Origin of the sequence: Diaphorobacter sp. MNS-0 (assembly GCF_019602835.1) — a bacterium.
Classification (GTDB): domain Bacteria; phylum Pseudomonadota; class Gammaproteobacteria; order Burkholderiales; family Burkholderiaceae_C; genus Diaphorobacter; species Diaphorobacter nitroreducens.
The window spans coordinates 3530639-3555355 of sequence record NZ_CP080761.1 but is presented as its reverse complement, the minus strand read 5'-3'; the positions used below and the strand labels follow the sequence as shown (position 1 = coordinate 3555355).

The window sequence follows — 24717 nt, the reverse complement described above, 5'->3', positions numbered from 1 at the left end:
CCGCCGCGGGGAAGGGTACGCAGGAGCGGCATCAGATCACCTCCAGCTCGGCGTTGAGAGCGCCTGCGGCCTTGATGGCCTGCAGGATGGCCAGCAGGTCCTGCGGTGTGGCGCCCAGCGTGTTGAGCGCGCGCACCACGTCGGCCAGCTGCGGCGAGGCGGGCACCTGCATCACCTTGCCGCCGTCCTGCTGGATGGCGATGTCGCTCTTTTGCGCCACCACGGTCACGCCGCGCGACAGCGGGCTGGGCTGGCTGATGACTGGCGTGGTGCTGATGGTGATGGACAGGTTGCCGTGCGCGATGGCGCAGGGGCCCAGCGTCACCGCCTGGTTGAGCACGATGGAGCCGGTGCGCGCGTTGATGACCACCTTGGCCGCGGGCGTGGAGTCGGGCAGTTGCAACTCCTCCAGCTCGGCGATGAAATTCACCCGCGCGCCGGGGTCCTGCGGCGCGCGCACCTGCACGGTGCGCCCGTCCAGCGCCACGGCGGTGTCCGGGCCCGAGCGGGCGTTGATGGCCAGCGCCACCTTGCGCGCGGCCTGGAAGTCCGAGGCATTCAGGCCCAGGGTGATGGTGTCGCTGTCGTGCAGCGGCGTGGGCACGGCGCGCTCGACCTGGGCGCCGTCGGGGATGCGTCCGGCGCTCAGGTGGTTGATCTGCACCTTGCTGCCGCCGGCCGATGCGCCCGCCCCGCCCACCACCACGTTGCCCTGCGCCAGGGCGTAGATCTCGCCGTCCGCGCCGCGCAGCGGCGTGGCGATCAGCGTGCCGCCCTTGAGCGACTTGGCGTTGCCGATGGAGGACACCGCCACGTCGATCATCTGCCCCGGCTGGGCGAAGGCGGGCAACTGCGCCGTGATCACCACCGTGGCCACGTTCTTGAGCTGCGGCGCCGTGGTGCCCGGCGGCAGGCTGATGCCCGCCTGCTGCAGGTAGTTGGACATGGCCTGCGCGGTGAACGGCATCTGCGTGGACTGGTCGCCCGTGCCGTCCAGACCCACCACCAGGCCGTAGCCGGACAACTGGTTGCTGCGCACGCCCTGCACGGCCGCGATTTCCTTCAGGCGCACGGCCTGCGCGGGCGCGGCCAGGCCCAGGGCGGTGGCCAGGGCCACCAGGCAATGGACGATGCGGGAGTAGGGCAAGGCTTTCATGCCCCCGATTGTGGGCAGCCGGGCCTTAGGGCAATGCGCGGAAAAGCGGGGGCTTTTGGGGCGTTTATCGGCGCTGGGGCGGCGGGTGTGGCGTGGCTTGCCGGTGGCGCAGCGCTGATAGCAAAATTGGCCTCCAGCGCTTTACCATCAAGCGCTAGTAGCTATAAAAATAATAGTTTACTTGCGCGTGCGCGCGGCCCTGGCGGGCGCTGCGGCATGGCGGATGCAGTAGTAGTAGCCGTTGGGCACGCTGGCCAGGTGGTTGGGCCGCGCGCGGCCCGCGCCGTCGTGCGCAAGCGCCGTGTCGTACAGGCCCGCCTGCACGTGGTACACGCCAGCCGGCTGCAGGGCCACGCCGCCGCCGTAGAAGCCCGCGGCCTCGGCGGTTTCCAGTTCTGCCGCCGTGGGCAGGGCGGCGTTCTGCGACTGGCAGTAGCGCAAGGCCGCGTCGCGCGACACCAGCCGGTCGGCATGGCCCGGCGCGGCCGTGAGCCACTGCGCGCTGCCCAGCGGGTTCTGGTGGGCCGTGAAGCGTGTGCCCTGGAAGTAGTCGAACAGGTCGCGCGCCAGCGCCTCGGCCAATAGCGGCGCGGGCGCCGTGGCGGTGAAGCTCTGCGACGCACCGCTGCGCAGCTTGACCAGCGTGGCCGTGGCCTGCACCAGCGCGCCGTCCAGCCGCGTGTAGGTGATGTAGGCGGCCAGCGTGATGCGGCCCACGCGGCTGGGAAGGTCGTCCCGTGCGGAGGGGCGCTGCAGCTGCTCGGGGGTGATGTCGGCGAAGTCGAAGCGCAGTTTGGGGTTGCGCGTGTTGATGCGCCGCGCCTGCCGGTCCAGCTCGGCGATCAGCTGTACGTTGAGGCTGCGCCCCAGCTCGGCCAGGGCCGCGCGCTCGTGGTGGGCCTGCAGGCCGTCCACCGCTTGCAGCGCGGCGGCCACCTTGGCGGGGTCGGTCTTGTCGGCATGCAGGTCGGCAATGATCTGGCGGTCCTGGCCGTAGTCGCCCAGGTCGGAGGCGCGGATCACCGGGATGTTGGGCCACACGGTGAAGGGCTGGTCCACCGGGTCGCGGAAGTCCTGCGCGCCCGCCGGAGCGCAGGCCAGTGCTGCCACCAGCGCGGCCGCGCGCAGGGCACCTGCCCACAAGCGTTGCAGCGTCATTTAGAACGGGCTGATGGTGTTGAACGCGCGCGCCAGCCAGCCCATGGCCTGGGCCTCGGCCTGCTCGCCCAGGCCGCGCGAGATCACGCGCACATTGGCCACGTAGCGCGAGTCGATCACGCTGCCCGGATGGCCGGGCTGGCCGCGGCGCAGGTGGCGGGGATCGACGATGCCCGAGAAGCGCAGCACATCCACGCTGCGGTTCACGCCCACCTGCTTCTCGCCGGTGATGACCAGGTGCCCGTTGGGCAGCACTTCGGTGACGAGGGTGGTGATGTTGCTCTTGAACTCGTTCTTGCTGGCGGTGTTGCCGCTGCCGTTGAAGGTGTTCTCGTAGCCTGCGCCCAGGCCCGATCGCGCGGCCAGCTTGCCCACCGTGGAAGGGGCCAGCAGCGGCAGCGCCGTGATGCTGCCCTTGGTGTCGCCGTTGCGGTTGACGTTGGACTTGGTGTCCTGCTTGGCGTCGATGCTCTCCAGGATCTCGATGGTGACCATGTCGCCCACCAGGCGCGCGCGTTGATCCTCGAAAGCAGGCCGGTAGCTGGCGGCATGGAACAGGCTTCCCGAGGCCGGGCCGGCGGGGCGCGGCAGGGCGGCGATCGGGGGCGGTGTGGTGGGCAGCACGTCCACCGGCGGGGGCGGGTTGATGCTGGCGCAGCCGGCGGCCAGCGCGGCAGCGGTGGCCGCTGCCAGAAGGCGCAGGAGGGAGGTGGTCATGGCAGGGTTCCTTGTCGTGCGGCTCACAGCTGCGACAGCTTGGCCAGCATCTGGTCGGACGTCTGGATAGCCTTGGAATTCATCTCGTAGGCGCGCTGGGTCTGGATCATGGTGACCAGTTCCTCCACCACGTTGACGTTGGAGTTCTCCAGGAAGCCCTGCTTGATGATGCCCAGGCCGTTGGTGCCCGGCTCGGCCTGCTGCGGCGCGCCGGAGGCGGCGGACTCGCGGTACAGGTTCTGTCCCACGGGCTCCAGGCCTGCGGAGTTGATGAAGCTGGACATGCCCAGCTGGCCGATCTGCTGGGGGTTGGGGTTGCCCGCCACGGTCACGCTTACCATGCCGCGCTCGCTGATGCTGATGCTCTTGGCGTCCGCCGGCACGGTGATGCCGGGCGCCACGGGCAGACCGCTGGAGGTGACCACGCGGCCCTGCGAGTCGAGCTTGAACGCGCCGTCGCGCGTGTAGCCGGTGGTGCCGTCGGGCAACTGGACCTCAAAGAAGCCGTTGCCGTCGATGGCCACGTCCAGGCTGTTGCCCGATTGCTGCAGGCTGCCCTGCGTGAAGTTGCGGCTGGTGGCGACCACGTTCACGCCCAGGCCCAGGTGCAGGCCCGTGGGCAACTGGTTCTCCTCGGTGGTCTGGCTGCCGACCTGGCGCAGGTTTTGGTAGATCAGGTCCTCGAACACCGCGTTGTTGCGCTTGAAGCCCGTGGTGGACACGTTGGCGAGGTTGTGCGAGATCACGTCCAGCTGGGTCTGCTGGGCGGTCATGCCGGTCTTGGCGATCCACAGCGAATTCATCATGGCGGTAGTCCTTCAGGGTTAGCCGTTGAGGCTCAGCAGCTGGCCTGCGCTCTTGTCGTCGCTCTCGGCGGTCTGCAGCAGGCGCATTTGTTGTTCAAACTGGCGGGCGGCGGCGATCATGCCGACCATGCATTCCACCGGGTTCACGTTGGATCCCTCCAGCACGCCCGAGCGCAGGCGCGCGTTGGGGTCGGCGGGCAGCGGGTCGCCGCCGGCCGTGCGGAACAGCCCGTCGTCGCCGCGCTTGAGCGGGTTGTCCGCCGCGGGCGTGGCCAGTTTCAGGCGGGCCACGGGCTGGGGTACTTCGCCCGCCAGGCGGGCGGTGATGGTGCCGTCGGCGCCCAGCGTCACTTCGGCATTAGGGGGCACGTCGATGGGTGCGCCGCCGTCCGAGAGCACGGCCATGCCGGTGCTGGTGACCAGCTGGCCGGCGGCAGTGACCTGAAAGGACCCGGCGCGCGTGTAGGTTTCCACGCCGTCCAGACCCTGCACGGCGAACCAGGCATTGCCCACGGCCATGGCGTCCAGCGGACGGCCCGTGGTCTGCGCGGGGCCGGGGGTGTCCACATGGCCCGAGGTGGCCTCCAGCGCGAACACGCGCGTCGTGGAGCCGCCGCCTTGCAGCGGCACCGAGCGGAAGTTGGACATCTCGGCGCGAAAGCCGTTGGTGGAAACGTTGGCCAGGTTGTTGGCCAGCACCGCCTGCCGCTGCGCGGCGGCGCTGGCGCCGGTCATGCTGGTGTAGATCAGGCGATCCATGGCGTGGCCTCGACTTTAGCGTGCGTCAGCGCAGGTTGACGAGAGTGGATATCACCTGATCCATCGTCTTGATGGTCTGGGCGTTGGCCTGGTAGGCGCGCTGGGCGGTCATCATGTTCACCAGCTCGGCGGTCAGATCCACGTTGGAGTCCTCCAGCGCGCCCGCGCGCAGGGCGCCGAAGTTGCCTTCGGTGGGCGTGCCCATGACCGGCTGACCGGATTCGTAGGTTTCGATCCAGTTGCCGCCGCCCACCGGCGCCAGGCCCTGGGTGTTGCGGAAGCTTGCCAGCGCGATCTGGCTTTCTGCGCGTGTCACGCCGTTGGAGTAGCTGGTCATGATCGTGCCGTCGGCGCCGATGTTGATGCCCGTGATCTGACCGGCCGTGTAGCCATCCTGCGTGAGGTCGGAAACGGCGAACTTGGTGCCGAACTGGGTCACGCGATTGAGATCCAGCGTGACCGGGAAGGCGGTCGGTGCAGGGTTGCCGCCCGCGACAGGGGGGCTGTTGGGGTTGGCAGGGCTGGGGTTTACCGATAGCTTCAAGTCGTAGGACTGTGGGCTTGCAGCGGGTGCGGTGTTCAGGGGGGGGGTGAAACTTCCTACCTTGGGATTGGTGTAGTTTTTGGCCTCGTATTTAAAGATGTCGCTCTTGAGTCGTGCGGATGTGACGGTATTGGCGGGTGCTGGTGCAGGGGCATAAGTGAAATCCCAGGCCTCGGTTGGGCTGCTGACAGTCAGAGTAGTTTCCCGGATGGCTTTGACGCCCTTGGCGTCTTCCCCGTAGAAGCGATAGGTAAAAGTCGTTGGGTAGTTGTTTGGGTCTGTTCCACCGGTCTTCAGCGGGTCGGGCATCAAGGTCGCAGCAATGCCACCGTTCTCGTCAAAAATCATGCGCCCCGCAACGGGTGGAATCGTGGGCGGATTGGTCTTTGGGTTATCCAACTGGTTATAGATGTCCCAGGTGTTGGCGCCATTTTTTTCAAAATACAGATTCAGCGGCGTGGCCACCCCCTGGCTGTCGTACACGTTGAGCGATGTGCCGTTGGTCGTGCGCGGGGTGTCCGGCACGGGCGGAGTGGCCTTGGGGTCGCCCGCCGCGTTGGCTGCGCGTGCGTCGAGGTTGAATTCCGCCTTGATGGCCGTGGTGGCCTTGGCCGGAATCGGGGCGGAGGTGGGGAAAACCAGTGGCACGGGCGTGGTCGAGGTGCGCTTGCCTGTCGTGGGGTCGATGGCGTAGCCCGTGACCCTGTCGTTGCTGTTGGTGATCAGGTAGCCCTGGTTGTCGAGCTTGAAATTGCCAGCACGCGTGTAAGCAATCGAGTTGTCGGGCGACTGGAGGCGGAAGAACCCATTGCCGTTGATGGCCACGTCCATGTTGTTGCCCGTGACCGTGATGTTGCCCTGCGTGAACTGCTGTGCCACGGCGCCCACCTGCACGCCAATGCCGGCGTTGGTGCCGCCTGAGGTGCCGATGGCGGAGGCCACCATTTCGGAGAATTCCGTGCGTGAGGCCTTGAAACCCACGGTGCTGCCGTTGGAGATGTTGTGGCCGATCACGTCGAGGTTCTTGGCCGATGCGTTGAGGCCGGCGAGGCCTTGCTGGAAACCCATGGTGTGCTCCTGGTGTGCGGTAGGTGGCGTTGTGTGGAGATGCGGGGCGTGTCAGAGCACGCCGCGGACGTTGGCGTAGTTGACGGTGTTGCCGTTGTCCAGCGTGAGGGTCAGCGCGCCCGCCTTGGAGCCCGTGGCCACCACCTGCGACTGCATCAGCGGTGTGGCCGCGACGGCCGCCTGGCCCGAGGTGGCCTTCACGCGAAAGCGCAGGTCGCCGGTCGCGCCGCTGTACTTGCCGGCGTCCCACTCGAAGCTGCCACGGCCCTGGTTCTGCGCGCCCAGCGCCACCGTATCCACCAACACGCCGCCGGGGGTGACGATCTCCACGTTGACGTCCTGGGCGGCGCCCGCCAGATCGAAGTAGCCCTTGCCCACGCCGTCGGTGACGCTCATGCGGTCGCCCTCGGCGAGTACCGAGCGGCCGATCATGGAGATGCCCTGGATCTGCTGCATGGTGGAGAACTGCTCGGCCATGGTCTGCATGGTCAGGTTCAGCGTCTGCAGGCCCGTCACCGTATTGATCTGGGCCATCTGCGTGGTCATCTGCGCGTTGTCCAGGGGGTTCATCGGATCCTGGTTGTTCAGCTGGGCCACGAGCAGCTTGAGGAAGCGATCCTGCATCGCACTCGCATCGGTGGACGAATCACGGGCCTTGGAGGTGGTGGTGGCGCCCGCGTCGAGGGCACTCGTGTCTATGGGGGAAATGGACATGAAGTTCTCCAGGGTTTATTGGCCCATCTGCAGGGTCTTGAGCAGCAGCGACTTGGCCGTGTTCATGACCTCGACGTTGTTCTGGTAGGAGCGCGAGGCCGAGATCATGTTCACCATCTCCTCCACCGCGTTCACGTTGGCATGGTTCACATAGCCCTCGGCATCGGCCATCGGGTTGGCCGGGTCGTGCACGCGCCGGCCCGGGGCGTCGCTCTCCTGGATGGTGGAGACGCGCACGCCGGCGGCGCCGTCCGGCCCCATGGGCGCGGTCTGGAAGACCACCTGGCGCGCCTTGTACGCCTGGCCGTCGGGGCCGGCCACGGCGTCCACGTTGGCCAGGTTGCTGGCCACGACGTTCAGCCGCTGCGACTGCGCGCTGATGGCGCTGCCCGAGACGTTGAAGATGGAGAACATGGACATGGCGGGTGCTCTCTTTCGGGATTACTGGCCCTGGATGGCGCTGAGCATGGTCTTGGACTGGCCGTTGATGAAGCGCAGCGTGGCCTCGTAGCGCACGGCGTTGTCCACGAACGCGGCGCGCTCGCGGTCCATGTCCACGGTGTTGTTGTCCAGGCTCGGCTGGGTCTGCAGGGCATAGCCCAGCGTGCTGTCCGAGCTGCCACTGGCGGCTGCCGGCAGCGGGATGTGGCGCGGGTCGCTCACGCTCTGGCTGCGCAGGGGGCTGGGGTTCTGGGCTTCGTTCACGGCACGCATGGCATCGGCAAACTTGAAGTCGCGCGCCACGTAGCCGGGCGTGTCCGCGTTGGCGATGTTGCTCGCGATGGCACGCTGGCGCTCCGAGCGCAGCAGCAAGGCGCTTCCGTGAAAGTCCAGGCGGTTGGTCATCTTGTCGAGCATGTGGGCCTCGGCGTGTAAAAAAAGGGGTTCGGCCGCCATGGCCCCAGGGGGCTTGTGGCGTGCGTCGATTATGGAAATCGCCCCGTTTTTCTAAAGCGCGAAGAGCGCTGGGATTGGCCCGTTGTTCCGCGCTTGGCGCATGCGGTGGCCGGCCTACAGTGGCAGGTGTGAAAAGGCGTCCGGGGCCCGTTGTGCCGGACCGCCGTCAGACCCGTTGGAGTCCCGTCATGCCGCTTCCTATCCTGCGCTCATCCCGCCTTGCCTGCCTTCGCTTCCTGATGGGCGGCGCGCTGGCGCTGGGCTCTGCCCTGGCGCTGCCCGCCCATGCCCAGCAGGGAGGCGATCAGACCGCCGAGCTGGGCTCGATCACCCAGCACTGGCTGGACGATGCGCTGGCCCAGGCGCAGGCTGGGGGGCTGCCGCTGCGCATGGAAGTCAGTGTGGGCACGCTGGATTCGCGCCTGCGCCTGGCGCCCTGCGCGCGCGTGGAACCCTATCTGCCCGCTGGTGCCCGCCTGTGGGGGCGCACCCGCCTGGGCCTGCGCTGCGTGGACGGCCCCACCCGCTGGAACGTGTTCCTGCCCATCACGGTCAAGGCTTTCGGCCCCGCTTGGGTGCTGGCCGGCAATGTGGGCACCGGCGCAGTACTGAGCGAGCAAGATGCCATCGAGGCCGAGGTGGACTGGGCCGCAGAACCCGCGGCCATCGTGGCCAACCGCAAGGACTGGGTGGGGCAGACCGCCACCCGTCCGCTGTCCGCCGGCCAGGCGCTGCGCCAGAACATGGTGCGCGCCCCCGACCTGTTCAAGGCTGGCTCTGCGGTGCGCGTGGTGGTGCAGGGGCCGGGTTATGCGGTCACCTCCTCGGGCCAGGCCATGAGCGCGGGCGCTCAAGGACAGAATGTGCGCGTTCGCATGGCTAATGGGCGCATTATTGGGGGTACTGTGCTTGAGGATGGGACAATAGAGGCCACTTTGTGAGCCGCGAAGCACCACAAAGCGCTAAAGTCTGCTCCCTGCCGGCCGAAAACATGGCTACTGGCCCCACATCTCACAGGGGTGGTGGAGAGTGCGATGAAGATTGGACACAACCCGGATACTGCGACTGCGCTGTCAAAGGCCGCTGCCAACAAGCAGCAGGCCAAGGCCGCCGCACCTGCGCCGGCCGCTGAAGAAGCGGCCCAGGGCGCGACGCGCGCCGCCGCAGGCGTGCCCGTCACGCTGTCGGCCGCTGCCCGCGGGGTGGACGCCACCAAGTCCACGGCCGACTTCGACACTGCCAAGGTCAAGGCGATCAAGGCCGCCATCGAAAAAGGCACCTTCCGCGTGGACGCCGAAGCCGTGGCCGACAAGCTGCTGGCCAACGCCTACGAAACCCTGTCCCACTCGCGGGGCTGACCCGCCCTCCTGGGCCGGCTGGCCCGCCGGGGTGACAGGCTCTAGACTTGCACCCCATGTCACTCGACGACACCCTCACCTCCATCGAAGCGCAGCTGCAGGACATGCAGGCTGCGCTTCTTGCTTCCAACCCCCAGACTTTTGAAGACACTGCGGTGCAGCTGCGCGGCGCTGCCATGGCACTGGCCCAGGCCCTGGCGCCTGTGGCGGGCGCGCTGGAGCCCGCCGCCACGCAAAGGGTGCAGGCCATCGGCCGGCAATTGACGCTGGTGCGCGACCAACTGGCGCGGGTGATGGCGCTGACCGAGCGACAGGCGGCGTCGCTGCTGCCGCCCGTGGAGGGGGTGACTTATGGGCCCTCGTCCGGCGCCGCGGGGGCGCGGATTTACCGGGCACCGGGGTGACTTTTAGCCCGAATTGCTGGCTGGGGCTTATGGGATAAGCGCTGGCAGCTATCTTTTTTGATGGGTTCTTCGGGCTTGATGTTGTTGCCCGGGATCCGCCCCGGCGAGCGCATATCCCGGCCCGCGCCATGAAAAGCCGCACCACAAGCTCAAAAAAATAGCTGCCCGCGCTTGTCCAGCAAGCGCAAAACAGCTATTTCATCCAAAAAATCAGTGCCCCCGCATCTTCGTCCGCAACCGCGCAATCGCCTGGCTGTGCAGCTGGCACACGCGCGATTCGGTCACGCCCAGGACGGCGGCGATTTCCTTCAGGTTCATGTCGTGCTCGTAGTACATGCCCATGATGTACTGCTCGCGCTCGGGCAGGGCCTTGATGGCCTCGACCAGCGAGGCGCGCAGGCGCTGGTCGCGCAGCACGGCCATGGGATCGGCGCCCTCGTCGGCCACGTGGCGGTCCAGGAAGCCTTCGTCCTCGTCATCGTGGTGAAAGTCTTCCAGGTACACCAGCTGCGTGCCGCGCACCTTGCTCAGCAGGGCCTGGTAGTCCTCCAGGCTCATGCCCAGTTCGGCGGCGATCTCGGACTCGATGGGGCTGCGGCCCAGGCGCTGCTCCACGCGGTGCAGGGCATGCTCGATGTCCTTTTGGCTCTTGCGCGAGCTGCGGCTCATCCAGTCGCCCTCGCGCAGCTCGTCGAGCATGGCGCCGCGGATGCGCTGGCTGGCAAAGGTCTCGAACTGCACGCCCTGCGCGACTTCGTAGCGCGAGAGCGCGTCGTTCAGACCGATCATGCCGACCTGGATCAGGTCGTCCAGCTCCACGTTGGGCGGGAGCTTGGCGATCATGTGGTGGGCGATGCGCCGCACCAGGGGCACGTGCTGGTGGAACAGCGCGTCCCGGTCGAGCTGGCCTTTCGCGGTGTACATCGGGTCAGTGGCTCCGGTCCAGGGGCGAGAGGGAGGCGCACAGGCTGTGCGGGGGCAGCAGGGGCATGGCAGCGTCAATGGTGCATGCGTTTTCCAGCAGTTGCAAGGCCAGCCGCTGGATGTCCTGCGCGCGCGCCGCGGCCACGGTGGTGGTGTGGACCTGCAGGCCCAGGTGGGTGCGCGCGCTGCGCTGCAGCGTGTCCAGCGCCTCGGCGGTCTGGCGGTGCTGCACAGGCTCCTGCGGCGCGAGGATGGACGCCACCGTGCAGCGCACGCCGGCGTGCAGCGCCATGTGCTTGAGCTGGCGGTAGCTGCGCACCATGCCTTGTGCGCCGGGGCCGGTCATGATCAGCGGTACGCTGGCGCTGCCGCGCAGCAGCGGCGCCAGTTGCTCGGGCGGCGCATGCAGCACCACCAGCGCGTAGGCGCGAAACAAGGGCTGCAGGCGCTGCAGCACGGCGGCGCCATGGTGTTCGGACTGCTGCGCGAGGCGGGCCAGCCCGCGGGCCGCGGGCACCACGGCCAGCGACGCGCCGGTGGCGGAGGCCAGCGTCTGCGCGCCGTTCCAGGGAGCCGGGTGCAGCAGCTGGTCCAGGCCGGGCATGTGCGGGCTCTCGAGCGCCGTGCCGTCCAGCACCACGACGGGGTAGCCCAGGCGCTGCAGGCTGGAGCACAGCTGCCACAGCATTTCCAGCCACGGGCCGCTGCCCGGCTGGCTCAGCACGGCCAGCAGGCGCAGGTCCTGCTGCGGCGTGTAGCTGTGCAGCCCGGCGGCCTGGTGCAAAGCGGTATCAAGCAACATCGGCCATCCCCCGCTCATCGGCCGTTTCCGTGGCGTGCGAGAAGAAGAAGTTCAACTCGGCGGCCTTGGGGTCGAAGGCCGACTTCACGCTCGTGCGCATGGAGGCGCTCACGAGCTTGCGGGCGTCGGCCGCTTCCCAGTCCTCGGGCACGCGCTGGCCGTTGGTCACGCCGCGCAGCACCATCTGGTGGCGGATCAGCGCATCGATGGCGGGGCCCAGCTTCACGGCCTCGTCCACCTTGGACAGGATGGCCTGCTGCGAGCCGGTGGTCTTGAAGCCGGTGAGCACGTCGTCCAGCGTATCGCCGTGGCTGCTGGCGTTGAGCACCAGCAGGCGCTTGACACCGGGCAGCGCCAGCACGTCCAGCAGGTCGCGCTTGCGCGGGTCGCGCGGGGCCACGCCCGTGGTGTCGATGAGCACCATCTTCTTGGACGACAGCAGGCCCAGCAGGTCCTGCAGCGCCGCGCGGTCGTGCGCCAGGTGCGCCACCACGCCCAGCATGCGGCCGTAGGAGCGCAGTTGCTCGTGCGCGCCCACGCGGTAGGTGTCCAGCGTGATCAGGCCCACGCTGGCGGGGCCGTGGATGCGCGCGCACAAGGCGGCCAGCTTGGCGGTGGTGGTGGTCTTGCCCACGCCGGTGGCGCCCACCATGGCGAAGATGCCGCCTTCCTCGTACAGCGGCAGCGTCTGCGCGTCGGTGCGCAGGTTGCGCTCCAGCACTTCCATGAGCCAGCGCACGGCGTCCTGGGCGCCCAGATGCTCGGGCAGGTGTTCCAGCACCGCGCGCGAGAGGGCGGGCGAATAGCCCGCACGGATGAGCTTGAGCATCAGCGTGGACTGGATCGGGTTCTGGCGGGCCTGGCCCAGCCAGGCCAGGGTGTTGAAACGGTCCTCGATCAGCTCCTTCATGGACTGCAGTTCCTTCATGAGGTTCTGCTGTCCCAGGCCGGCCGCCAGCGTGGGCGCGGCTGTGGCGGGCGCCTCGGCGCGGCGCGGCGTGAGCTGCTCGGCGCCCAGGGCGGCATGCATGGGCCGCAATGGGTTGTGGCGTGCCACCGGGGCATTCACGGGCTGTGGCGCGGGTGGCTCGGGCAGGCGCTCAGCGCGGGGTTCGAAGCGTGGCTCGGGCAGGCCGCGCTCCAGCGCGGCGCGCTCGTTCAGGGGCGCGGGGGCGCTCGTGCCGTTCAGGGCCTCGTGGCGGCGGCGCAGCATGCGCTCGCGCACATAGTCTTGGAACGACAGCGTGCTCATGGCCAGTTGCTCGGTGTCGTGCGCCACGGTGCTGCGTGCCGCGGGCGCCGGCTGGCGTGCGGGCTGCGGGACAGGGGCTGCATGGGGCTGCGTCTGGGACATGCGCACCGGCTGGCTCGCGGCCAGGTCGTCGGCGCGCTCCTGCAGACGGTTGGGTGCCGGCTCGGCACCGCCGTGCAGGGACGACAGCGCGTCCTCGGCCGTGGCCACCACCTCGACGCCGCCCGCCGTGGGGCGGTTGGACAGGATCAGTGTGCCTTCACCGAAGGCCATGCGCGCCTTGGCCAGGGCCTCCCGTGCGGTGGGAGCGGTAAAGCGTTTGATGTTCATGCGGATGCACCTTTGAGGATCGGGCCGATGCGGATGGTGTGGGTCTCAGGAATCTCGCTGTGGGCGAGCACCTGCAAGCGGGGAGCCACGCGCCGCACCAGGCGGGCGATGGCGTTGCGGATCTGGTCGGGCACCAGCAGGCAGGCGGGCATGCCCAGCTCTTCTTGCTGCAGGGCCACCTCGGCGGCCTTGTGGGTGAGCAGGTCGGCCACGCCGGGGTCCAGCGCCGGGCCGCTGGCATTGCCCAGGGCCTGCATCAGCAGGCGCTCCAGCCCGGGCTCGATGGCGATGACGCTGAGCTCGCGCGTGGGGCCGTAGATCTGCTGCACGATGGCGGGGGACAGGGCGATGCGCACGCGGCGCGCCAGTTCCACGGGGTCTTGCGTGCTGCCGGCGTGTTCCGCCAGCGTCTCGATGATGGTGCGGATGTCGCGGATGTGCACGGACTCCTCCAGCAACAGCTGCAGCACTTTCTGGAATGTTGTGATGGACACCATCTTGGGCACGACTTCTTCGATGAGTTTGGGTGCCAGCCGGGTCACATGCTCCACGAGCTGCTGCGTCTCGGTGCGGCTCAGGAGCTTGGCGGCGTGCACTTGCATCAAGTGTGACAAATGGGTCGCCATCACGGTTTCCGAATCAACCACGGTAAAGCCCGCCATTTGTGCCGCTTCCTTCTGCGCGGCGTCGATCCAGTGCGCGGGCAGGCCGAAGGCGGGGTCGGTGGTGGGAGTGCCGATCAGCGGCGTGGAGATGCCGCCGGGGTTGATGGCCAGGTACATGCCGGGGAAGGCCTCGCCTTCGCCCACCACCACACCGCGCAGCGTGATGCGGTAGGCGCTGGGCTTGAGCTCCAGGTTGTCGCGCACATGCACGGCCGGCGGCAGGAAGCCCACCTCCTGCGCAAACTTGCGGCGCACGCCCTTGATGCGCGTGAGCAGGTCGCCCTGGCGGCTCTTGTCCACCAAGGCGATCAGGCGGTAGCCCAGCTCCAGGCCCAGCAGGTCCACGGGTTGCAGGTCGTCCCAGCTGGCTTCGCCGTCGCTCACGGGCGCGGGGGCTTCTTCCACCGGGGCGGGGCGGCGCTGGCGCTGCAGCAGCACCCAGGCGCCGTAGCCGAGGAGGCTGCCCATGACCAGGAACACGGTGTGCGGCATGCCGGGGATGAGGCCCAGCAGGATTAGCACGCCCGCGGTCACGCCCAGCACGCGCGGCGACATGAGCAACTGCTGCACGATCTGCTGGCCCATGTCGGAGTCCTTGCCCACGCGCGAGATCACCATCGCGGCCGCGACGGAAATCAGCAGGCCGGGGATCTGGGCCACCAGCGCATCGCCCACGGCCAGCAGGATGTAGCTGTTGGCGGCATCGTTGGCCGACAGGCCATGCTGCAGCATGCCGATGGCGAAGCCACCCACGATGTTGATGATCAGGATCAGGATGCCGGCGACGGCATCGCCGCGCACGAACTTGCTCGCGCCGTCCATGGAGCCGAAGAAGTTGGCTTCTTCCTGCACCTCGGCGCGGCGGCGCTTGGCTTCCTTCTCGTCGATCAGGCCGGCGTTCAGGTCGGCATCCACGGCCATCTGCTTGCCGGGCATGGCGTCCAGCGTGAAGCGGGCCGACACCTCGGCGATGCGCTCCGCGCCCTTGGTCACCACCACGAAGTTGATCACCACCAGGATCGCGAACACGATCAGGCCCACGGCGAAGTTGCCGCCGATCAAGAAGTGGCCGAAGGCCTCGATCACCGCGCCGGCCGCGCCCGGGCCGGTGTGGCCTTCCAGCAGCACCACGCGGGTGGACGCCACGTTCAGCGACAGGCGCATCAGCGTGGTGAGCAGCAGCACCGAAGGGAAGGCCGCGAAGTCCAGCGGCTTGATCATGTACGCGGCCACCATCATCACCATCAGCGCCACGGCGATGTTGAGGGTGAAGAAAGTGTCCAGCATCCAGGGCGGCACGGGCAGCACCATCAGCGCCAGGATGGCCACTACCAGCAGCGGGGCCGACAGCCCCTGCAGTGCCGGGCCGTGGTTGCCGGCCCATTGCCGGACGGAATGGATCGAGGGGGACGTCATCTTGCGTTACCTGTGGCGGGTGCGGGGCGCCGGGTGTGGTGGGCGCTGTGGGGGTCGAGCTCGGGCGGCACGTAGGGATCGGGTTGGGCCTCGGGCATGCGGCCATCGCCGCGCAGCGCGGCCTTTAGGCGGTACACATAGGCCAGCACCTGGGCCACGGCGGTGTACAGCTGTGCGGGAATCGGTTGCTCCAGCTCGGCGTGCGCATACAGCGCGCGCGCCAGCATGGGCGACTGCAGCACCGGCACGCCATGCGCCTGGGCCACTTCGCGGATCTTGAAGGCCAGCAGGTCGGTGCCCTTGGAGACGACCTGGGGTGCACCCATGGTGGCGTCGTCGTACTTCAGGGCCACGGCGTAGTGCGTGGGGTTCATGACCACGAAGTCGGCCTTGGGCACGGCGGTGATGCTGGCGCCGTCGGCGATCTCGCGCGCGCGCTGGCGCTGGCGGCCCTTGAGCTGCGGGTTGCCGTCGGATTCCTTGTGCTCCTGCTTGACTTCCTCGTGCGACATCTTCAGGCGCGACTTGAAGAAGAACGCCTGCAGCGGCACGTCCACCACGGCGAACAGGAACACCACCAGCAGCAGCAGGCTGGAGCCCGACACGATCCAGTCGCCCACGTGGCGCAGCGACATGGGCGAAGGCTGCAGCACCAGCGCGGCCATCTTCTCGATGCTCTGGCCCATGAAGTTCCAGGCCACGAACGACAGGATGCCGGTCATGAGCACCATCTTGCTCACGTTGGCGAGTTGCTGCTTGGAAAACAGGTTGGTGAAGCCGGTCAGCGGGTTGAGCCGGTTGAACTGCGGCGTGATGGGCTTGAAGCTGAAGACCCAGCCGCCGGCGCCCACGGCGCTCAGCAGCGCCGCGCCGCCGGTGAGCGCGGCGAAGCTGGCGCTGGCCAGCAGGCCCACGCCCGCCATGGTCTGCAGGCGCTCCAGCATGTGGCCGGGCGCCTGCACGGTGGCCGCGTTGAATGCGAGCTGCTGGCGCATCGCGCGCTGCAGGTATTCCACGAACCAAGGCGCGAGCACCAGCAGCGCCAGCGCGCCCATGCCCAGGATGGCCAGGTGCGACAGGTCCCGCGAGCGCGCGGCCTGGCCGTCGCTGCGCGCTTTCTGGAGCTTGCGCTCGGTTGCTGGGAGGTTTTTGTCTTGGCTCGAGCTCATGGCGGCGTGACTGCTGGGTCACGCCATTGTCGGGAGCCGGGGCGAAAGCTAAAGCCCGAATAAAGGGGTTGCGCCGGCGTTATTCGCGGCGGTGGCGGCGGGTGCGCTGACGATTAGTTGCTATTAAAAGAATAGCTGTTTGCGCTTGCCCAGTGGGCGTTAAAGCCTGATTTGGCTGAGGTTTATGTCATGCACCGGGCTCCTGCCTGGGCCCGGCCGCGTCAGAACCCCAGACTGGCCAGCAGGTCGTCCACCTGCGACTGGCTGGTCACCACGTCGGGTGCGGACTCGGGATTGACCACGGGCCCCCGCAGTTGGTCGCGCCGCGGCTCGGGCGCGATGGGTGTTTGCGCCTGCGGCGGCGCGGTCTGGATCAGCAACTGCACCAGTTGCTGCTCGATCGTCGCCGCCAGGTTCACCACGCGCGCTATCACCTGGCCGGTGAGATCGTGGAAGTCCTGCGCCATCATGATCTCGGTCAGGTGGCTGTCGGCCTCCTGCGTGGCGCGCTCCACATCGGTCAGGAAGTTGTAGATCTCGCCCTTGGCCACCGCGGCCACGGGGTCGGCCACCAGCGAGGTGACCACGCGGCGCGTTTCCGAGGCCACGTGGTCGTGCAGCGACTTGGCCTGCTCCACCCGGCCCAGCACCTTCTCGGCCGCCTCGCCCGTCAAGCGGGCGATGTAGGACAGGCGGCTTTGCGCATCGGGCAGCTCACCCATGGTGCTGCGCAACTGGTCCGCGTAGCCGAGCTCGTTCAGGGCGGAATGCAGCTGCCGCGTGAGCAGGCCTATCTTGTGGTGGACGTCGTCTGTCCCGTCGGCTGGCGCGCCGTTTTCTCCCGCCGTCATGCTCACAGCCCCATTTTCTTGAGGATCAGGTTGACCTTCTCTTCCAGCGTGGCCTTGGTGAAGGGCTTGACGATGTAGCCGGCGGCGCCGCCCTGGGCGGCGGCGACGATGTCTTCCTTGCGCGCCTCGGCCGTCACCATCAGCACGGGCAGGTGCTTGAGCTTGTCGTCCTTCTTGATCTCGCCCAGCAACTGGAAGCCGTTCATGTTCGGCATGTTGATGTCGGTGACCACGAAGTCGAACTTGCCGTTGCGCAGCTTGTTCAGTGCCGCCACGCCGTCTTCGGCCTCGTCGGCATCAGCGAAACCGCTTTCCTTGAGCAGGTTGCGGACGATGCGCCGCATGGTGGAAAAGTCGTCAACGATCAGAAAGCGAAGGGCGGAGGACACAAAGGACCCTTTCGGTGAATATGGGGCTATTGTCGTAAGTCATCAGCAACGTGACAAGTTGTTACTGATTCGGCGATGAGGAAGCTGGATTGTCCTGCTTTTCTGCCACGGGCGACGGTAACGGAAATACCACGTTCTTTTTACCCATGAGCCGCTCTTCGGCTTCATGGGTGAGTACGGTGATGGTGATGCGCCGGTTCACGGCGGCGCGGGGGTTCTCGGGCTCCAGCAGATCGCTGGCAGCCATGCCCACCACGCGGCCCAGCTTGGCGTCGGGCATGCCTGCGGCCACCAGTTCGCGACGCGAGGCGTTGGCGCGGTCGGCCGACAGCTCCCAGTTGCTGTAGCCGCGGTCGCCATTGCCATAAGGCACGGCATCCGTGTGGCCGGACAGGCTGATGCGGTTTTCTACCCCGCCCAAAGCTGCACCAATCTGGTGCAGGATGTCGCGCATGTAGGGTTTGACCAGCGCGCTGCCACTGTCGAACATCGGGCGGTTCTGATCGTCCACGATCTGGATCTGCAGGCCGTCGGGCGTCAGGTCCAGCCGGATCTGCGAGCGGTATTCGTTCAGGCGAGGGCTCTCGGTGATCATTGCCTCGATCTTGGTCTGCAGCGCCTTGATGCGCTGGGCGTCCTGCCGGGCACGCTCGGCGCGCGAGGCCTCCACGCTGGAGCGCATGTTGGTGGAGCTGTCGGAATTGGAGCGGCGCACCTGCCCGTGCACCTTGGACAGGTCGTTGCCGCCGCCCGGGATCACGCTGGAGCTGTTGCCCGCCCCGTCGCCGCCCTGCATCGCCACCTTGAGCGGCGACGAAAAGTAGGCCGCAATGCCCTGCAGCTCGCCCTTGGCGGTGGAGCCCAGCAGCCACATCAGCAGGAAGAAGGCCATCATGGCCGTCACAAAGTCGGCGTAGGCGATCTTCCATGCGCCGCCGTGCGGCGCATGGGGCCGCTTCTTGGCGCGCTTGATGATGATGGGCTGGAGCTTCTTTTCGGCCATGGCAAAGGCGGTTCAGGCGTGGCGCGTCACTTCTTGCCCTTGACGTGGGCTTCCAGCTCGACGAAGCCCGGGCGGTCCCCGGAGAACAGCACCTTGCGGCCGAACTCGATGGAGGTGGCGGGGTTGTAGCCCTGCATGCTGGCCAGCAGGGTGGACTTGATGCACTCGTATTCCTTGGCGGCGTCAGCGGCCTTTTGCTCCAGCAGCCCGGCCAGCGGCTCCATCGCGCCGTAGGCCAGCAGAATGCCCAGGAAGGTGCCCACCAGCGCCGAGGCAATCATGCCCCCCAGCACGGCGGGCGGTTGGCCCACCGAGCCCATGGTGTTCACCACCCCGAGCACCGCGGCCACGATACCGAAGGCCGGCAGGGCGCCGGCCAGCCGCGTGAGCGCCGCCACGGGGGCGTGCGCCTCGGCGTGGTGGGTCTCGATCTCGCTGTCCATCAGCGCCTCGATCTCGTGGGCGTTCAGGTTGCCCGAGACCATCATGCGCAGGTAGTCGGTGGTGAATTCGATCACGTGCGGGTCGCTGCCCACGTTAGGGAATTTCTTGAACAGCTCTGATTCCTTGGGCGACTCCACGTCCTGCTCGATCGACATCAGCCCTTCCTTGCGGGCCTTCTGCAGGATCTCGTAGAGCATGGCCATCAGCTCCATGTAGCGCGCCTTGGTGTATTTGTTGCCTTTGAACACCTGGGGCAGGGTGGCCATGGTGGCCTTGAGCACCTTGGGCTGGTTGGTCACGATGAATGAGCCCAGCGCGGCCCCGCCGATGGTGATCATTTCAAAGGGCAGGGCCTCCAACAACACGTTGATATTGCCGCCATGGGCCACGAACACGCCGAAGACGCAGCCGAAGGTGATGAGGTAGCCGAGGATGACGAACATGGTGTGAAATTGTGTCAGAGTCTTACTGGGGCCTAAGACCCGAACAGGCGTGTAAACAGGCGCTTGTTCGTTGCAGTGGTGCGGGCGGCGCTCATCACACCAGTTCAAGCAGTGCCGCGTCAGCGCTGATATAGCCCAGATCGGTCAGAAGGCGCGGTTGGCCGAGACTGGTCCAATCCACCGCCAGCACGTTCACCTGCGCCCCTTGGGCGATCGATTCATCGGGCAGCAGCGACGCCTCGCTCAAGGAAACGTCCAGGTACACAGGCAAATCGCCGAGCGCGCGCACCGTGCATGGAAGGCGCTCAAAGCGCAGCTGCTGCGCCAGCGGATCGACCGCAAAGCTGGGCTTCACCGGGGCGCTCGACAGTTTCGGCCAGCCGAATCTTGCTGCCTGCTCATCGTACAGCTGGCGGTTTTCGGCGCTGCTGCGGGCGTAGGAAATCTCAAAACTCATGGATTCACCCAGTAGGTCGTTGGGCTGTTTCACCGACTGCAGAAAATCTCGAGAAAAAGGCGGTGCATATTTGCGCGGCGTGTCGTAGCCGGAATAATCGTATTTGAGTTCGCCGAGCACCGAACAGATGAATTGGTCGTTTTTAACGCTCACCTGGTAGGAAAAAGAGATTTCAGAAAGATAGCGTATCAGTGCGTCTGAGGTTTTGTTAATCCTGAGCAGATCCCTGGTGAAGCGAGTCGCTCCTTCGACAAAATGGGGGAAGGCGCTGCTGCGCTTGGGGACGATCTTTGGCGTGACGCTACCATCGTCGCTCTCGATGTACTCCTTTATGCTGTGATAGTCGATATCGGAAAAAATCGCCTCAAAAGGAACGTAGGTAATATTGGATGCGATGAAATTCTTGCGTATTACATTGCCGCGATTTCCATAGTAGCTACGCACATAATAGAAGCAGCTGCCAATATCTCTGTCGGCGGCAGTATTTAAGATCCTGGTAAATGCTTCCTGCGTGTATCCGGTGCCCCAAAATTCGACGAAGGCTATTTTTTTGTCAAAATCTATTTCCTGTTGGAAATACTTCACGGCCAGTCGCCGGCGCTGCTTCGCGATTGCAAGCAGCCTGTTTTTGTAATCCTTGGAATTTTTCAACAGCTCCACGACCCTCTGTACCAGCGCCGGATCGAGCCTGTCGGTGGCTTGTAACCCAGCTGCAATTGGACAGAATTCGAAAAATTCCTCTTCACTCAGTAGGGTGGCCTTGAGTAATTCATCGTATGTCTGTACAGCATAAAAATTTCCATAAGATCCGAAAAATTCTGGGTCGATGGCGTCGTCTGAAAAGGCGGCAACGCGCCAGGTGGCGCGCGAGCCAAAGATGTACTTGGTCTGCAGGGGGTAGGAGTGGGCCAGAATGATCTCGTCGGCGATCGCTTTCAGGATATGCCCGTCGCGCGCGATGAAATACAGTACTTGCGTTCTTTGGCGCAGCGCATTTTGAATGCACCAATACACATAGGGGACAAGGGCTGATCCCACATAGGCGTAACCATAGTATTTCCGCTCCAATGTTTCGCTGCATGCGGCATCGAGTAGACCGATGCGGTGTTGGCGCATCATCGCGGCAATTTCGTAGGCGTCGCATTTCAGATTTGGCGGCGCGTTGTGGATGATGGCGCGCTCCATGTCGCTGAATTTGACGATTTGGTGCGTTACCCCCTCAATGCCGTATTTTCTCGGGGTTTCTCCGTCCGCTAGCGCGTTGTCTCCGTAATGGATCCAGCGGCGCAGACTGGGGCCGATCAACGAGTAAATGTGCTTGTACATGGAGCCGGTCTGTTTTTGATAGCCAAGCTCCGAAGAGATGAAAATCGGCACGCCGACGAGGCTGGGCGCGGCTTTCCCCAGTATGCGTTCGATCACACCGCGTGGCAGGTACATGTCGGTGATGATGACGGTCGGAAAGCCTTGCGTCTTCAGCGCACACAGGTACTCCACCCTTTTATTTATGGGCCTGCAGTGGGCTATTTCTGCTGCGATCTCCAATTCTTGCAGCTGCCGTATTTGTTCGTCGTTAAGGTCGTAGGAGCTTGCGATGCGTTGGTAGATTTCGTCGAAGCTGACCTCCAGGCGCTCCTCATCATGAAGAAAGGAGATTCTTCTTTTTACGTGGCGTGCATCTGCCTCTGCTTTTTGACGCAATGTGGGCCAGTTATCGATCAAAGATTGAGGCAGCTGCGACCCGGCTCGTACGAGTTCGCGCTGCACGAAATGGAAAATGCTTTCCGGCTCAACGGTGTCTCTCTCTATCAAGGTATCAAAGAGGTCGAAACTGTAGAGCAGGGAACCGTCAGCGACGTTGGCTTGGGACATGGCGGTAATCGGGCTGGTGAGTTTTTTTGAATTCCGGGCGCGGTGCTACATGTTTCCTGGTTACGCCGTGGACAGAGCGCGCATTTTTTTTTCGACTTGAGCGCGTATGGCGCCGGCTTCGGGCTGGTCTTGGGCGTCCGTGCAGCGGTCGCACTCGCGCAGTGCCTCTGCGTAGTGCCTGCAGCGCAGATAGACCTGAGCGGCCTTGAGCGCCAGCATGCTCTTGATGGGCGATAGGGCTTGGACGTTCGGCAGTGCGTCCGCGATCCGTGCGAAGCTGCGCGCCAGGTCGGGCAGCCTGGCGCTGGGCGCCAGCTCACCGCCGTATTGCGTAAAGCGTGTGACCAGCGTGTTGGCGACGTGCAGCCACGCCTGCGTGTCGAGCTCGGCAGCGTGTAGAGACTCGATCAGGGCGATGCCCAGGTCGAAACGCGCGAAATCGAACGTCAATTCAAAGGCCGCGTCCAAATCGCAAAGATCGCATTCGCAGGTGTCAAGCCCCTGTTTCAGCGCTTCGGCGCTCAAGGACGCGGGCGCTGCCATGGCCTTCGTCAGCCACCAGATGGGCAATTTGTCGTTCAATTGGTCCAGCGCATCGGGCGGCTCCGCTTGCGACAAGACGCCGTAGACGGTGAGCCATTGGTGCCTGTCGTTGGGCGTTGGCAGGTTCTCGCAACCCAGTGTGGCCAGGAACAAGACGACGCTAAAGCGTTGTTGTGCACGGGCAATATCCAGAACTTCGTCGCTCAACAGGCCAGTTTCCATCTGCGGCGCGACGTAATCGTGCAATGAGGCGGTGGCTGCTCCTTGGAGCAGATGGTGCAGTTTTGCCACCCGATCGAGGTTGACAGTGCGCTCTAAGACGGCGAGGCGGTTTCTTGAACTCATGATGCAGTAGGGCTGGGCGCTGGCCAATCTGGTCCGTGGTGCGTTGATAGAAGCGGAGGATGTGTGAGTTGTCCGTTGCTGCTCAAGCAGCGACTCCTTGCCAGGCGCCCAAAAATGCTTCGACCCGTGCTGGCATCTGAGCGTCGACGGGACGGGTAAAAGATGTCAGCACCTGCGCCAGCCTTTGAGCTGAAGCACCTAGGGCGTCTGTGCCGTGGACGTCCAGAAGAAAGTACTCGTTCAGATAAGCGATGCGGCGGCGTATTTCTGTCGTTCGGCTCTGCCAGTCGCGGGCCGAGAGCAGCGCGTTTAAAAACGCCTCGGTCGACGCATAGTCCGCGTGCCGATAGGGGCCGTTGGCAACGGACAACGGTGTCTTGGCAAGCAGGCCAAAGCTTTTGGCACCCAATGCGGCGTCGTACTGAATCGTTGTCAGCGTGAACAGGTAATGGTCGGCCGCCTCCAAGACAGAGCCGACGTCTTCGTCGACGTGCTGGATATTGGGGTGCCGCGGATAGCGGAAGCGCTCGCCTTCGCGCTGGTTGAACGGATGGTCTTGAACGATGAGCCGCACGTCGTGTGCGATGCAGTACTGTGCGATCTCCGTCAGCTGGTTCTGCAGCGTGGCGCGGGAGCTGCCGTGAGTAGAGCCCAAGACGTTCGCCTCTCCTCGGCGATAGAGGTTGGGCTCGCCGTGTGGGAACCAGGCGATGACGCGTTGATCCTCGGGTATGCCATAGCGCTCGCGAAATGCCGTCCGATCGATGAAGGACTTGGATGCGTAGCGGCTTTTTGCCCTGCGCTGTACAGCTCTCTTTTCCAGGGCATCCCATTGGGCTGCGTCAGGTGTGTAGGTCTGCCACAGCTTTTGCGCCAGCAGGCTGCATGTCGTTTCAGAGAGGTAATTGTTGCCAACGACGTCGAACATCAAGGTTTGTGCCAGCCAGCCGCGCTCGCCAAACCACAGTGGGATATCGTCTCGCCTGCAGACGAGCTCGATAATTTTGCTTATGGGATTGGAGCTTTGCCATGCGAGAACCGACGCGGGCTTCAGCGTGCGCAGCAAGTCGTCAAAAAAGCGCCGTGCCCGCGCCAGCGTGCGGCTTGCGGTGGCCTCATCGCAGCGGTACCAGGAGCCCAGCAGCGCGAGCAGATCGCGTTCGGCGGCCGAGTCAGCCTGAGGCGGAGGGTCGCAGGGATAGCCATCCAGCGCGGCAAGGCGGGTCAGTTCATAGGCGATGGGGATGACGTGCAGGCGATCGCTGCGCAGTTTGGCCGTGGAGAGCACGACGAGCATGAAACCCGCCGAGTCGAGCGCGTCGCCCAATTGCTCCCAAAAAGCGGTGACGCTCGCATCGACTGCGCTGGGTACGCAGTTGACGGCGAGTACGATGCCGTTGGCGAGCGGCGCGTGGTTCGTGTCTTGGGGCAGGGGGACGGCGCTGCTCGGTTGGGCCAGCAGGGCGAGTTGATTGCGAATAGCGTCCAGGGATCCAGTGGGATGAGGCAAGATGGAAGTGTCGATTTGCGCGAGAAGCGATGAAGCAAGTCCAAAGCTTTTGTCCTTGCACGCCTTTTGAAGCTCCCCCGTCACGTAAGCGGTATGTGCCAGGCGCTCGACCAGCGCGATTTGGGAACTTGGGTCTGGCGCGGGAAGCGGTTTGACCGTGACCCAGCTTGGGTACTGGGACCACATGTCGTCCGTTTTCTCAAACTCGAGGACGCCCAATTCCAGCGTGTAATCCGCAATAAATCGGTCAACTGCCTGCACAACGCGTGGCCAATGGCTTGAGTAGTCGTCGCCAGCCATGACGCCGCCGGGCTTGAGCTTGGGCCACCAGGTGCGAAATGTCTGTCCATCCTCTTCACCCGTATGGGCATAGCCATCGACGTAGATGAAGTCGAAAAAATGGTTCGGGAATAAATCGACGGCCTCGTCGAAGGTCATTCGCAAAGCCGTGCTCTGCGAGCGAAACTTGGACAAACGACGCAGCGCAAGCTTGTATTGCTCGACGTCGTGGCCCCGATCGCCGCGCCACATGTCTACGCTGTACAGGTGCTCGAAGACGCCGGTGTGCAAAAGGTCTGTGGAAAATTTGCCTTCAGCAACGCCCAGCTCAATGCCGATCGCCCCTGGCGGCAGCAGCTTGACGAGATCAGTGCGCCGCGTGCAGGTCTGCAGCAGATCCAATTGAGGGTGGTAGATGACGTCCATATTCAATCCGTGATGC

Annotated in this window: 24 protein-coding genes; 3 read left to right on the top strand and 21 right to left on the bottom strand. The window is 65.3% G+C overall.

Annotation, left to right across the window (positions count from 1 at the left end; genetic code table 11):
- Window positions 1-31: 31 nt before the first annotated feature.
- The 9 genes from K2L43_RS16865 to flgB all read right to left on the bottom strand — a co-directional run bounded on the left by K2L43_RS16865 (window position 32) and on the right by flgB (window position 7780).
- Window positions 32-1156, bottom strand: coding sequence for a flagellar basal body P-ring protein FlgI (locus K2L43_RS16865; protein ID WP_011806922.1), 1125 nt, complete (start codon window positions 1154-1156; stop codon window positions 32-34).
- 177 nt (window positions 1157-1333) lie between these two features.
- Window positions 1334-2314, bottom strand: a complete 981-nt coding sequence (locus K2L43_RS16860) for a hypothetical protein (protein ID WP_015914368.1) — start codon at window positions 2312-2314, stop codon at window positions 1334-1336.
- Window positions 2315-3031, bottom strand: coding sequence for a flagellar basal body L-ring protein FlgH (locus K2L43_RS16855; protein WP_015914367.1), 717 nt, complete (start codon window positions 3029-3031; stop codon window positions 2315-2317).
- Between the two features lie 23 nt (window positions 3032-3054).
- Window positions 3055-3837: a flagellar basal-body rod protein FlgG gene (gene flgG, locus K2L43_RS16850; RefSeq protein ID WP_011806919.1), complete on the bottom strand. Its 783-nt coding sequence runs from the start codon at window positions 3835-3837 to the stop codon at window positions 3055-3057.
- An 18-nt stretch (window positions 3838-3855) separates the two neighbouring features.
- Entirely contained in the window at window positions 3856-4596 is a 741-nt protein-coding gene (locus tag K2L43_RS16845) for a flagellar basal body rod protein FlgF (RefSeq protein ID WP_220638069.1), read from the bottom strand.
- Between the two features lie 25 nt (window positions 4597-4621).
- Window positions 4622-6208: a flagellar hook protein FlgE gene (flgE, locus tag K2L43_RS16840; protein WP_220638068.1), complete on the bottom strand. Its 1587-nt coding sequence runs from the start codon at window positions 6206-6208 to the stop codon at window positions 4622-4624.
- A 51-nt stretch (window positions 6209-6259) separates the two neighbouring features.
- Entirely contained in the window at window positions 6260-6922 is a 663-nt protein-coding gene (locus K2L43_RS16835; protein WP_220638067.1) for a flagellar hook assembly protein FlgD, read from the bottom strand.
- Window positions 6923-6937: 15 nt separating this feature from the next.
- Window positions 6938-7342: a flagellar basal body rod protein FlgC gene (flgC, locus tag K2L43_RS16830; RefSeq protein WP_220638066.1), complete on the bottom strand. Its 405-nt coding sequence runs from the start codon at window positions 7340-7342 to the stop codon at window positions 6938-6940.
- A 21-nt stretch (window positions 7343-7363) separates the two neighbouring features.
- Window positions 7364-7780: a flagellar basal body rod protein FlgB gene (gene flgB, locus K2L43_RS16825; RefSeq protein WP_088888269.1), complete on the bottom strand. Its 417-nt coding sequence runs from the start codon at window positions 7778-7780 to the stop codon at window positions 7364-7366.
- A gap of 227 nt (window positions 7781-8007) precedes the next feature.
- On the opposite strand from flgB, the gene flgA reads away from it, so the two are divergent.
- From flgA to K2L43_RS16810, 3 genes are all read left to right on the top strand, one after another.
- Window positions 8008-8760, top strand: a complete 753-nt coding sequence (flgA, locus tag K2L43_RS16820) for a flagellar basal body P-ring formation chaperone FlgA (RefSeq protein WP_220638065.1) — start codon at window positions 8008-8010, stop codon at window positions 8758-8760.
- A 93-nt stretch (window positions 8761-8853) separates the two neighbouring features.
- Complete coding sequence (gene flgM, locus K2L43_RS16815; protein ID WP_011806912.1) at window positions 8854-9177, top strand: flagellar biosynthesis anti-sigma factor FlgM; 324 nt, start codon at window positions 8854-8856, stop codon at window positions 9175-9177.
- Between the two features lie 56 nt (window positions 9178-9233).
- A complete protein-coding gene (locus K2L43_RS16810; protein WP_220638064.1) occupies window positions 9234-9581 on the top strand; it encodes a hypothetical protein in 348 nt (115 codons plus the stop codon).
- A 210-nt stretch (window positions 9582-9791) separates the two neighbouring features.
- Here the strand turns inward: K2L43_RS16810 and K2L43_RS16805 are convergent, their stop codons facing one another.
- From K2L43_RS16805 to K2L43_RS16750, 12 genes are all read right to left on the bottom strand, one after another.
- Window positions 9792-10505 (bottom strand): RNA polymerase sigma factor FliA, encoded by a 714-nt coding sequence (locus tag K2L43_RS16805; protein ID WP_011806910.1) that lies wholly within the window; start codon window positions 10503-10505, stop codon window positions 9792-9794.
- A gap of 4 nt (window positions 10506-10509) precedes the next feature.
- Entirely contained in the window at window positions 10510-11307 is a 798-nt protein-coding gene (locus K2L43_RS16800; protein ID WP_011806909.1) for a hypothetical protein, read from the bottom strand.
- A complete protein-coding gene (gene flhF / locus K2L43_RS16795) occupies window positions 11297-12889 on the bottom strand; it encodes a flagellar biosynthesis protein FlhF (RefSeq protein WP_088888271.1) in 1593 nt (530 codons plus the stop codon). Before flhF ends, K2L43_RS16800 begins: the two co-directional genes overlap by 11 nt.
- Window positions 12886-14970, bottom strand: a complete 2085-nt coding sequence (gene flhA / locus K2L43_RS16790) for a flagellar biosynthesis protein FlhA (protein ID WP_015914360.1) — start codon at window positions 14968-14970, stop codon at window positions 12886-12888. Before flhA ends, flhF begins: the two co-directional genes overlap by 4 nt.
- The gene (locus K2L43_RS16785; RefSeq protein WP_220638063.1) at window positions 14967-16139 is read right to left on the bottom strand and encodes a flagellar biosynthesis protein FlhB; all 1173 of its coding nucleotides are present in this window, start codon (window positions 16137-16139) and stop codon (window positions 14967-14969) included. Before K2L43_RS16785 ends, flhA begins: the two co-directional genes overlap by 4 nt.
- A 221-nt stretch (window positions 16140-16360) precedes the next feature.
- A complete protein-coding gene (locus tag K2L43_RS16780) occupies window positions 16361-16990 on the bottom strand; it encodes a protein phosphatase CheZ (RefSeq protein WP_220638062.1) in 630 nt (209 codons plus the stop codon).
- Between the two features lie 2 nt (window positions 16991-16992).
- Entirely contained in the window at window positions 16993-17379 is a 387-nt protein-coding gene (gene cheY / locus K2L43_RS16775) for a chemotaxis response regulator CheY (protein WP_011806904.1), read from the bottom strand.
- 61 nt (window positions 17380-17440) lie between these two features.
- Window positions 17441-18382 carry a flagellar motor protein MotB gene (motB, locus tag K2L43_RS16770; protein ID WP_220638061.1) on the bottom strand — a complete coding sequence of 314 codons (942 nt, stop codon included), beginning with the start codon at window positions 18380-18382 and terminating at the stop codon, window positions 17441-17443.
- A gap of 26 nt (window positions 18383-18408) precedes the next feature.
- On the bottom strand, window positions 18409-19269 hold the full coding sequence (gene motA, locus K2L43_RS16765; protein ID WP_220638060.1) for a flagellar motor stator protein MotA: 861 nt from the start codon (window positions 19267-19269) through the stop codon (window positions 18409-18411).
- Window positions 19270-19363: 94 nt separating this feature from the next.
- Window positions 19364-21598, bottom strand: a complete 2235-nt coding sequence (locus tag K2L43_RS16760; protein ID WP_220638059.1) for a hypothetical protein — start codon at window positions 21596-21598, stop codon at window positions 19364-19366.
- Window positions 21599-21658: 60 nt separating this feature from the next.
- Window positions 21659-22486, bottom strand: coding sequence for a hypothetical protein (locus K2L43_RS16755; protein ID WP_220638058.1), 828 nt, complete (start codon window positions 22484-22486; stop codon window positions 21659-21661).
- 82 nt (window positions 22487-22568) lie between these two features.
- The gene (locus K2L43_RS16750) at window positions 22569-24701 is read right to left on the bottom strand and encodes a class I SAM-dependent methyltransferase (protein WP_220638057.1); all 2133 of its coding nucleotides are present in this window, start codon (window positions 24699-24701) and stop codon (window positions 22569-22571) included.
- Window positions 24702-24717: the final 16 nt, after the last annotated feature.